This is a genomic window from Bradyrhizobium sp. UFLA05-112 (assembly GCF_053572325.1).
Genome location: NZ_JBANBK010000019.1, coordinates 111,754 through 120,402 on the forward strand (window position 1 = coordinate 111,754; position 8,649 = coordinate 120,402).

11 protein-coding genes are annotated in these 8,649 nt (G+C 62.9%); 4 read left to right on the plus strand and 7 right to left on the minus strand.

From position 1 onward, the window contains the following. The first annotated feature begins 60 nt into the window (after positions 1 to 60). On the plus strand, positions 61 to 903 hold the full coding sequence (locus tag SO180_RS14120; protein WP_449379431.1) for an oxidoreductase: 843 nt from the start codon (positions 61 to 63) through the stop codon (positions 901 to 903). Positions 904 to 958: 55 nt separating this feature from the next. Here SO180_RS14120 and SO180_RS14125 read toward each other — a convergent pair whose 3' ends face one another. Together SO180_RS14125 and SO180_RS14130 are read right to left on the minus strand one after the other, a co-directional pair. After that, a complete protein-coding gene (locus SO180_RS14125) occupies positions 959 to 1,582 on the minus strand; it encodes a GNAT family N-acetyltransferase (protein ID WP_449379432.1) in 624 nt (207 codons plus the stop codon). Positions 1,583 to 1,622: 40 nt separating this feature from the next. Beyond that, complete coding sequence (locus SO180_RS14130) at positions 1,623 to 1,853, minus strand: DUF1127 domain-containing protein (protein WP_449379433.1); 231 nt, start codon at positions 1,851 to 1,853, stop codon at positions 1,623 to 1,625. Between the two features lie 111 nt (positions 1,854 to 1,964). Between SO180_RS14130 and SO180_RS14135 the strand changes: the two genes are divergently transcribed. Next, entirely contained in the window at positions 1,965 to 2,858 is an 894-nt protein-coding gene (locus SO180_RS14135; RefSeq protein ID WP_449379434.1) for a transcriptional regulator GcvA, read from the plus strand. Between the two features lie 141 nt (positions 2,859 to 2,999). Then, a complete protein-coding gene (gene tcuC, locus SO180_RS14140; protein WP_449379435.1) occupies positions 3,000 to 4,331 on the plus strand; it encodes an MFS transporter in 1,332 nt (443 codons plus the stop codon). A 120-nt stretch (positions 4,332 to 4,451) separates the two neighbouring features. Here tcuC and SO180_RS14145 read toward each other — a convergent pair whose 3' ends face one another. The 3 genes from SO180_RS14145 to SO180_RS14155 form a co-directional block, all read right to left on the minus strand. Further along, the gene (locus SO180_RS14145; RefSeq protein ID WP_449379436.1) at positions 4,452 to 4,865 is read right to left on the minus strand and encodes a Rieske (2Fe-2S) protein; all 414 of its coding nucleotides are present in this window, start codon (positions 4,863 to 4,865) and stop codon (positions 4,452 to 4,454) included. A gap of 78 nt (positions 4,866 to 4,943) precedes the next feature. Further along, positions 4,944 to 6,059 (minus strand): amidohydrolase family protein, encoded by a 1,116-nt coding sequence (locus tag SO180_RS14150; protein WP_449379437.1) that lies wholly within the window; start codon positions 6,057 to 6,059, stop codon positions 4,944 to 4,946. A 23-nt stretch (positions 6,060 to 6,082) separates the two neighbouring features. After that, on the minus strand, positions 6,083 to 7,141 hold the full coding sequence (locus SO180_RS14155; RefSeq protein WP_449379438.1) for an amidohydrolase family protein: 1,059 nt from the start codon (positions 7,139 to 7,141) through the stop codon (positions 6,083 to 6,085). A gap of 140 nt (positions 7,142 to 7,281) precedes the next feature. Here SO180_RS14155 and SO180_RS14160 point away from each other — a divergent pair, with 140 nt between their 5' ends. Then, positions 7,282 to 7,764 (plus strand): CinA family protein, encoded by a 483-nt coding sequence (locus SO180_RS14160; RefSeq protein ID WP_449379439.1) that lies wholly within the window; start codon positions 7,282 to 7,284, stop codon positions 7,762 to 7,764. 68 nt (positions 7,765 to 7,832) lie between these two features. Here SO180_RS14160 and SO180_RS14165 read toward each other — a convergent pair whose 3' ends face one another. Next, positions 7,833 to 8,108 (minus strand): DUF1488 family protein, encoded by a 276-nt coding sequence (locus tag SO180_RS14165; RefSeq protein ID WP_449379440.1) that lies wholly within the window; start codon positions 8,106 to 8,108, stop codon positions 7,833 to 7,835. A gap of 81 nt (positions 8,109 to 8,189) precedes the next feature. Then, the coding region (locus SO180_RS14170; RefSeq protein WP_449379441.1) for a tetratricopeptide repeat protein at positions 8,190 to 8,649 on the minus strand (460 nt) is incomplete at its 5' end.

Here is an 8,649-nt window from a genome sequence, read left to right on the forward strand (position 1 = left end):
ATACACGTTGTCCATCAGCTTCGGCACATCGCCGGAGCCTCAAATGGAAAGGGCAACATCATGCGTGTCTGGTTCATCACAGGAGCGTCCCGCGGATTTGGCGCGCTGATCGCCGAGGCCGCACTCAGCGCCGGCGATGCGGTGGTTGCCACCGCGCGCGACCCGTCGACCGTCACCGCGCGGCTCGGCAGTCACGAGCGGCTCCTGGCCACCCGGCTTGATGTCACCAGCGAGGCCGAAGCCCATGAGGCCGCAGGCCAGGCGGTCAAGCGATTCGGGCGCATCGACATCCTCGTCAATAATGCCGGCTACGGCCTGCTCGGTGCGATCGAGGAGGCGAGCGCTGCGGAAACGCAAAAGCTGTTCGGCACAAATGTGTTCGGCCTGCTGAGCGTCACCCGCGCGGTGCTGCCGCATATGCGCCGCCAACGTTCGGGCCACGTCATCAACATCTCGTCGGTCGGCGGCTACACCGGCTATCCCGGCTGGGGTGTCTATGGAGCGACCAAATTCGCAGTCGAAGGCATCAGCGAGGCGCTGGCCGGCGAAGTGGCTCCCCTCGGGATCAAGGTGACCGTGGTCGAGCCGGGCTTCTTCCGCACCGATTTCCTCGACGAGACCTCGCTGTCGCGGACGGCACTCCAGATCGATGACTACAGTGAGACCGTTGGCAAGACGCGCGCGCACGCCGCCGACGTCAATCACGGCCAGCGCGGCGATCCGCGCAAGCTGGCGCAGGCCTTCCTCAAACTGGCGGATGCGGCCAAGCCGCCACTGCGCTTGCCGCTCGGCAGCGACACCGTGGAACGGATCGGGGCAAAGAACGCCTTCGTCGCGCGGGAGCTTGCGGAGTGGCTGACAGTTGCGACCTCGACCGACTTTACCGGCGATCAAGCCATTTGATGCGCGAAAAAATCAGCCCGGTTCTGACTTCACCAGAACCGGGCTTTCAGTCGTGTCAGGCTGTGGCTGAGGGGCTTTCGGCCTGACGGGAAAGGGCGGCGAGACGCCAGCTTGCGCAGGGAATGTCTTTTGGCTCGATGGCGATCTGCTTGTCGAACCGAACCAGCCTCCAGTCGTCGGGATGATTGACGAAGGCAAAGCCGGATTTACGGGCGAGCGAGATCATCACGTCGTTGGCGCGCAGCGTGTCGCCGAAGATGTGCTCGGCGCCAAAGGCGGCCGCGCGGCATTCGAGATTTTTGAGCAGCGCCGTGCCAATGCCGTGGCCCTGCCAGCGGTCGCCGACCGACAAGCCGAACTCGAGGCTCGAAGTCTCGGCCTGGAAAGCATAGCGGGCTTCGCCGACGATGGTTTCGAAACCATCGACGATCATGGTCGCGATCACGCTGAAGCGTTCGCGTTCGCCAACATGGGTGAAGTCGTGCAGCAGCGCCTTCGGCAACTCGCTCAGTGCACCGAAGAAGCGGTTGTAACGGGATCGAGCCGACAGGGAACGAAAATAGTGCTGCAACTCGTCGGTGTCGCGCGGCTCGACGAAGCGCACCGTAAGCGCCTGCCCATGGCGGGTGCGCAGCGTATCCGAGTATTGCTTGAGGTCATCCAGGCGCAGCATGCTCATGAGACTCTCCCGCGGCGAAAACGACCGCCGGCGCCCCTCTTCAGAGGCGGCGCCGGCCGGGCGGCCAATCAGGCCCGCCAGAAAGGTTTTTCAGCCTCAAAACAATGTCACTCCAAGAGAGACCGACGTCCTGGAGATCGCGGGTGGTCCACTGGGACAGCTCTTTGCGGGTGCGGTAGCGCTCGTGCCAGACATGGAGTGTCTCCCCGATCTGGTAGAGCAGGCTCGGCGCATGATGATTTGTCATCGAATTGTGGGTCAACGTAGACATTTTCAGCTCCTGGAGCTAACTTAGATCTGCAATATCTGCTTCGTCCGGCGTTTCGACAAACGACAATTTGTACCTATTCGCATGAAATAAGCTCATGCATCCTGCTGCCAAATGACTGCCAGATTGCCTTCCCTGAACGGTTTGCGGGCCTTCGAGGCCGCCGCACGCCACCTCAGCTTCACGCTGGCCGCGGCCGAACTGAATGTGACGCAGACCGCGATCAGCCATCAGATCCGCAGGCTCGAGGAGGAGCTCGGCATTCGCCTATTCGTCCGCCAGAACCGCGCGCTGGCGTTGACGGCAGAGGCACGCGACTACCTGCCTGGCGTCCGTGCCGCGTTCAACGATCTCAGGCTTGCGACCGACCGGCTGCTCCGCAAGGACGACGACAAGGTGCTGACCGTCTCGACCATCGCCTCGCTCGCCGCCAAATGGCTGTTGCCAAGGCTGACCAATTTCCAGGAGCAGCATCCCGGCATCGACGTCCGCATCACCACATCGACGAGCCTCGTGGATTTCCAGCGCGACAATGTCGATGCCGCGATCCGTTACGGCCGTGGCCAGTGGCCGGGCGTGCGCGCCGAATGGCTGATGCGGGACGAGTTGTTCCCGGTGTGCAGCCCGTCGCTGCTGAGGGGCGACAAGCCGCTGCGCACGCCGCAGGACCTGAAAGACCACGTGCTGCTGCACACCAACAACGGTGACGACTGGCGACTGTGGCTGACGGCTGCGGGGCTCTCGACCAGCATTTCCAAGCAGCCCGGCATCACCTTCGACATGACGCTCATGACGGTGCAGGCAGCGATCGACGGCATGGGGGTGGCGATGGGACGGACCACGTACGTTCAGGACGACATCGCCAAGGGCCGCCTCGTGGTCCCCTTCCGCATCGCGCTTCCAGCGGATGCCGGCTTCTATTTGGTCGCGCCCGATGGCCGCCGCGAGGCGTCGAAACTGGTCGCCTTCCGCGACTGGCTGGTCGCTGCAACGCAGAATAAAGCCTGAAAAATCATGAGCTTCGCTCGTGAAATGGGTTGACTCCCGCACCCCTGCGCGAGAGGGGTAAGACAGATTGTCGCAGCACGATCGGTCGTCCGCCGTGAAAATGAGTTCCGGTCCGGCCACATCTTTTAGGGAGTAAGCGTCATGGCTGGACCGGCCACTTCAACCAATCCGCCCGAGATCAAGTCACGCATCGGCGCCATCCTGCGCGCGACCTCGGGCAATTTCCTCGAGCAGTTCGATTTCTTCCTGTTCGGCTTCTATGCCGCCGCGATCGGCAAGGCGTTCTTCCCCTCGACCAATGAGACGGCCTCGCTGCTCAACACCTTTGGCGTGTTCTGGCTCGGCGCTTTGATGCGCCCCGTCGGCGCGATCGTGTTAGGGGCCTATATCGACCGCATCGGCCGCCGCCAGGGCCTGATCGTCACGCTCGCGATCATGGCGATGGGCACGGTGGTGATCGCGTTCTGCCCGAGCTATGCGACCATCGGCATCGCGGCGCCGATCATCGTGCTGCTCGGCCGCCTGCTGCAGGGCTTCTCCGCCGGCGTCGAGCTCGGCGGCGTGTCGGTCTACCTTGCGGAGATCTCGACGCCTGGCAATCGCGGCTTCTACACCTCGTTCCAGTCCTCGAGCCAGCAGGTCGCGATCTTCGTGGCATCGATCCTCGGCTATATCCTCTCCGAGTTGATGCCGGCCGACATCGTCACCGCCTGGGGCTGGCGCATTCCCTTCTTCGTCGGCTGCCTGATCATCCCCTTGATTTTCTTCCTGCGGCGGACGCTTCAGGAGACGCCGGAATTCCTGGCGATGAAGAAACATCCGACCGCCGCGCAGGTGTTCGCGTCGGCGCTCGCCAACTGGCGCATCGTCATCCTCGGCATGATGATCGCGATCCTCACCACCACGACGTTCTATTTCGTCACGGTCTATACGCCGACCTTCGGCAAGACCGTGCTGAAGCTGTCGACGCAGGATGCGCTGCTGGTCACGCTGCTCGTCGCCGTGACCAACTTCATCTGGAATCCGGTCGGCGGCGCGTTGTCGGACCGCATTGGCCGGAAGCCCGTGCTGCTCACCATCGCCTGCCTGTCGCTGCTGACAGCCTATCCGGCGCTGCATTGGCTGGTGGCCGCGCCGACCTTCGGCAAGCTGCTCGCGGTCGAGATGATGTTCTCGTTCTATTTCGGCGTCTATAGCGGCACCATGCTGGGTGCGCTCGTCGAGATCGTGCCGGCGCATGTGCGCACCACCTGCTTCTCGCTCGCCTTTGCGCTCGCGGCCGCCTTGTTCGGTACCTTCACGCCGTTCGCCTCGACCTGGCTGATCGAAAAGACCGGCGACAAGGCATCGCCCGGCTTTTGGCTGATGTTCGCCGCCGTCCTCGGCATCATCGCTGCCGCGACCGTCTATCGCGGCGGCGGCAAGGCAGTGGCGACGTATGATCCGGTGGCGGAGCCGGTCGCCGGCCACTAGCCGCATCGTCATTCCGGGGCGATGCGAAGCATCGAGCCCGGAAGCCATGGTGCCACAGGAGTGCTGGGAGAAATGGATTCCGGGCTCGCCTCTTCGAGGCGCCCCGGAATGACAGCGGGGTTACAGGTCCACCACCACGTAGTCACTCTCGACTTTGACCGGGATCGTTTCGGCGACATACGGTCCCTTCACGACGCTCGTGCCCGGCTCCACATGAGCGGGATACGCCTTGACGCGGAAGCGGCGGGGGTCGCAGTAGGATTGGCCGGTGCGCACGTCGAATTCCCAGCCGTGCCAGGGGCAGCGGATGATCTCTCCCAGCCTGGTGTATTCAATCTCGCCGGGATCCTTGGATTGCGCGAGCCCGATCAGCGGCCCCTCGCACAACGCTGCGCCCTGATGCGGGCAGCGATTGAGCAGGCCGAAATATTCGCCCTTGATGTTGAAGACCGCGATCGGCCGTCCGTCGATCTCGAGGAATTTTCGTGTGCCTGGCGGAAGTTCATCCACAGGCGCGATCACGTGACGCGCCATGTTAGGTTTGTCGCATGATCTCCGCGCAAACGCGTTCCGCGTTTGTCGCGAGGGAAAACCGCTGCACACTTTTCCGGATCATGCGACAGCGATCCCGTACAGTTTCCGCGCATTGCCCAGATAAAACGCCTCGCGGTTGGTTTCGCTGACGCCGGGCGGCAGCACGCGCGACGGCTCGTCATAGTCCCAATGCGGATAGTCGGTCGCGAACAAGAGCCGGTCCCAGCCGATCCACTTGATGACATCGAACAGGTCTTCGCGCCGCTCCGGATCTTCCATCGGCTGCGTCGTCCACCACACCTGGTCTCGGATATATTCGGACGGCGGCCGCTTCAGATGCGGCACCTCGCTACGCAGTCGCTGCCAGACTTTGTCGAGCCGCCAGGCGAGCGACGGCGCCCAGCCGAAACCGGCCTCGATCATCACCATCTTCAATTTCGGGAAGCGCTCGAAGACCCCTTCCAGCACGAGGCTCGCGAGCGCCGATTGCTGGCACTGCGAATGCCCCACCATTTCCTCGATGTAATAGCTCGGCCAGCCCGACGGCGTGATCGGATTGCCGCCGAAGCCGAAGGCATGCACGCCAACCGGGAGGCCGGCCTCTTCCGCGGCCTGGTAGATCGGCCAATAGCGGCGCTGGCCGAGTGGCTCGACGTTGCGGCTGAGCAGCAGCACCTGGACGAAGTTCTTGTCGCCAGCACGCTCGCGGATTTCGGCGGCCGCAGTCATCGCATCCTCATTGCCGACGACGATCGAGGCCTTCAGCCGCTTGTCCTTGCTGGTCCATTTGTCGATCTGCCAGTCGTTGATCGCCGAGCACAGCGCCGCCGAGAGCTCGTGATTGCGGATGCCCTGCCCGGTGCCGAGCGGATTGAGCACCCCCAGCTGCACGTTGTTGGGGTCGAGATGCTGCTGCTGCATGAAGGAGAGCGAAGAGCCTTGCGGCCCGCCTTCCGGCGGATAGGCATCGCGGCGCGAGGCGTTGGGCTGGGCCTTCGGATAGGGCGGGCCTTCCATCATGCCTTGATAGGCATGCACGCCGTAGACGTCGAGATGATGCTGCCAGCGTTTGGCGAGATAGGGATAGAGCTCGGTCCGGGTCGCGCGCGCCGGGTGGATATCGCAGTCCGCAATTGCGGTCTTGGTGGTCAGGGCAGACGCGGACTCGGTCGCTTCGCGGAACTGGATATTCATCGCCTTGCCTCCTTTGGCAGCGGCTAACTCAGGCGGGGATAGGTTGCATGCGGATTGTCGATCATGATCTTGCGCACGAGATCGGGGGATAGACCTTCGGGCAGCGCGTCCTGGCCGTCGAATTGCCAGTGCGGATAGTCCGTGGAGAATAGGACTAATTCGTCGGACTGCATATGATCAAACAGGCGAATTAATGTCGCCTGTTCCGGCGGCGCGTCAAACGGCTGCAACGAAAAGCGGATGTTGCTGCGCACAATCTCCAGTGGCGCGCGATCGACCCAGGGCGTTTCCATCCGCACCCCGCGCCAGAACTTGTGCAGCCGCCAGAGATAGGGCGCGACCCAGGTGATACCGGATTCCAACATCACCATCTTCAGCCTCGGATGGCGGGCGAACACGCCCTCTACGATCAGGCTGGTGAGCTGGGTCTGGAACGCCTGCGCCTGGCCGACATAGTCCTCGATGTGATACGAACCCCACCCCACAGCGGTCGGCGGGTTGTGATAAGCGGAACCGGCATGAATGCCTATCGCGAGGTCCAGCCGCTCCGCCGCCGCATAGATCGGCCACAGCGCGCGCTTTCCCAGCGGCGTGTCGCCCATGACAAGCATCAGCACCTGCACGAAGCGCTTGTCGACCGCGCAGCGTTCGATCTCGGCGACCGACTTCTCGACATTTTGAATGGGAATGACGATCGAGCCACGCAGCCGCGGTTCCCGGTCAAGCCATTCCCTTGCCAGCCAGTCGTTCAGCGCGCGGCAGAAGGCGTTTTGCATGTCTTCGGAAAACACCATCTGCACGCCATAGAGCGGGCTGCAGATGGCGTAACTGAGCGCGAAGGGATCGAGCACATGGCGCTGCATGTCCTCCAGATGCGATCCCGGCTTGCCGGCCTCAGGACGCCAATCCGGGCGTGCCGTGATCGGCGAATTCTGCGGATAGGACTGCGAGATCAGATCGACCATGCCACGCGTCGTCACCTGGTCGCGCCAGTAATCGTTCAGATACGGCAAAAGGCTGGTGAGATGCGGCACCGCCGGGTGCACGTCGCAGTCAACACCGCCGGCGATCAGGGACGTCATGACGCTTCCTTTTCACGCGCGCTTGGCCGCATCGCTTGTTGACGCCATTCAAGCAGGCCTGCAGGCCGCCTGCAACTCGGCCAGCGCCGCTGTCATATGCTAGAAGAGCGCAGCTAGGTTGCTCGGGAGTGAAGCGCAAGATGAAAGAGCTCGTGGGGATTGCGGAACAGGTCGCGGCCAAATTGATTGCGCGCAAACAGACCATTGCGGTGGCGGAATCCTCCGCAGGCGGCCTGATCGCCGCAAGCCTGCTCGCGGTGCCCGGCGCGTCGGCCTATTTCCTCGGCGGCGCTGTGGTCTACACGCGCGATGCGCGACGCGCGCTGATGGATATTTCGGATGACGGCATGAAGGGCTTTCGTTCCTCGTCCGAGCCTTACGCAAAACTGCTCGCCGAGCAGATGCGCGAGCGCTTCGGTTGCGACTGGGGCCTGTCCGAGACCGGCGCGGCCGGCCCAACCGGCAATCGCTACGGCGACGCCGCCGGCCATAGCTGCATGGCAATCGCCGGCCCCGCGACCGAGGTGATGACGCTGGAGACCGCCAGCAACGACCGCTTCGCGAACATGCAGATGTTTGCCGCCACGGCGCTGCGACTGCTGCTGAAGAATTTGGACGGGTGAGTACGAGCGTACGCCATATCTTCAATGTCGTCCTGGCGAACGCCAGGACGACATTGAGCCTGTTGCTGCTATCTCCCCAGATGCTTCGTAAAAATTCGCACCACATACCCCTTGAAGCGCGGCGCTTCGTCGTAGAGGTCCGATGCGATCCGTTCGATGGTCTCGCGCAGTGAGAGGAATTGCGCCTGACGTGCGCTGCTTTCCGTGCCTTGCATGCCGGCGAGCTCATCCATCGCGGCGTCGCTGATCTGGCACGTCACTTCTTCGCCATCGTCAAGCATGGTGAAGCGGAAGGCCAGACGTTCGAGGTCATGGCCAATGATCTTGTCGCGCGTCAGCGGCATCCAGATTGTCCCGGTCGCGCCCCGGCCGGGACAATGCTGAAATTATTGCGGCTTGTCACCGCTTTTGGGGTGAGTTAGCCGTCAATACACCAGCGCCGTGCCTGTCGGCTTGTCCAGTGCAGCCGCGAGCGACTTGTACTCCTCGCAACTCGTGCCGCAAATCGCGGCGATCCTGTCCAGGTGATACATCGCCTGCTCGCGATTGCCCTGTTCGAGCTGCCACAGGCCGTAATACTGCCAGGTCAGCACGTGGTTCGGATCGATGGCCAGGGCGTGCTCATACCAGATCTGCGACTGCTTGTAGTCACCGAGCTTGCGGTAGGAATAGCCGATGAGGTTGGCAACGTTCGGATTGTCGTCACGGCCGAGCGCCTTGAGCTGTGCGATCGCGGAGGCGTAGTCGTTGCGCTCATAGATTGTGTCGTAGGCGGCGCGATAGGCCGCCGCAAAGGTGGGTTCGCCGATGCTCGACTGGTTGTTGGGCTTCTTGCCCTTCTGGGTGGCCTTCGTGTTGGAGCGATTTGGATAGGACGGCGCCGGC